This is a genomic window from Lutibacter sp. B1, assembly GCF_012524075.1.
Classification (GTDB): domain Bacteria; phylum Bacteroidota; class Bacteroidia; order Flavobacteriales; family Flavobacteriaceae; genus Lutibacter.
In genome coordinates this window covers 1-1,140 of the sequence record NZ_JAAZUI010000108.1, presented here as the reverse complement: position 1 = coordinate 1,140, position 1,140 = coordinate 1, and the positions used below count along the sequence as shown (strand labels likewise).

The window sequence follows — 1,140 nt, the reverse complement described above, 5'->3', positions numbered from 1 at the left end:
CGTTGTACACAATTATGAAAAAGATAATTCTGCTAATATTAAGCTTTACAGTGATTCTAACAAGTTGTAAAAAAGAGGAAATCAAATTGATACCTAAAAATCATCTTTTAGAATTTGATAAATCTGAAATTCAACTTTTTAAATTAGATACTTTAGATGTATTTGAAATAATCGGAAAAAAAGGAACAAAAATCATATTCAATCGTGAAAATTTTAATGTTTCAGAAAATGATAAAATTACAGCAGAACTGACTGAATTGTATGATTTTAATGAGATATTATTTAAAAATATAAATACTGTTACTGATAAAGGAGAACTTTTGGAAACTTCTGGAGTTATAAAAATTGAATTTAAATCAAATAATCAAAATCTTTCTTTAAAAGAAAACTCCTCACTAATTATTGAATTCCCAAATAATATATTAAAAAGTAATAGCCTATTTACGGCAGATTTAAATGAGTTTAATCAAGTTAAATGGAAAGAAGAAAAACAAAATGACACATTGTTTAACCTTACTGTTGGCGGAGGTATTTGGAAAGAAATTATAATTCAAAAGGATTCTATTTCTTTTTACAAAAAAATTAATTTAAAAGGAACTGGATTTGAGACAATTCAAGAAGCTTGGCCAGAATTTTCTCAATTAGAAAGAATAAATTCGATTGGTCTATTTAAAAATTTAGGTTGGATTAATATTGACAAAATTATCAATCCAGATTATTTTGCAACATTTGAGTTAATTTCAAATAATAAAAAGATTGAGAATTTGACAGTTTATTTTGTTTATGAAAACTTAAATTCATTTATAAGTGATTATAGAACTATTGAGAGATTGAATTTTGAGAATATACCAATTAAAAATTCAACGAGAATTTTAATTATTGGAGAATATGAAGATAATTTGTTTGCAGATAATATTATTCTAAATGAGTTTAAAAACAAGACAAAGATTAAAATGAATTTAAAAGTAATGACAGAAGAACAAATAAAGAATATGTTTGATAAATAACTGTGTACAACACCTCATAAAATTTATGCTTACATTTAAACTAAACAACAAACCGACAAACATCCAACAAACGATTTGCTACGTCCGAAAAATCTCCGATTTTTCAGTCGCACAAATCTTATAAAAACCCGTT

1 protein-coding gene is annotated in these 1,140 nt (G+C 24.4%); it reads left to right on the top strand.

Annotation, left to right across the window (positions count from 1 at the left end):
• Nucleotides 1-1,007 (top strand): hypothetical protein (locus HGB55_RS15095; protein ID WP_211047415.1); only part of this gene is annotated, 1,007 nt, incomplete at its 5' end.
• Nucleotides 1,008-1,140 lie beyond the last annotated feature (133 nt).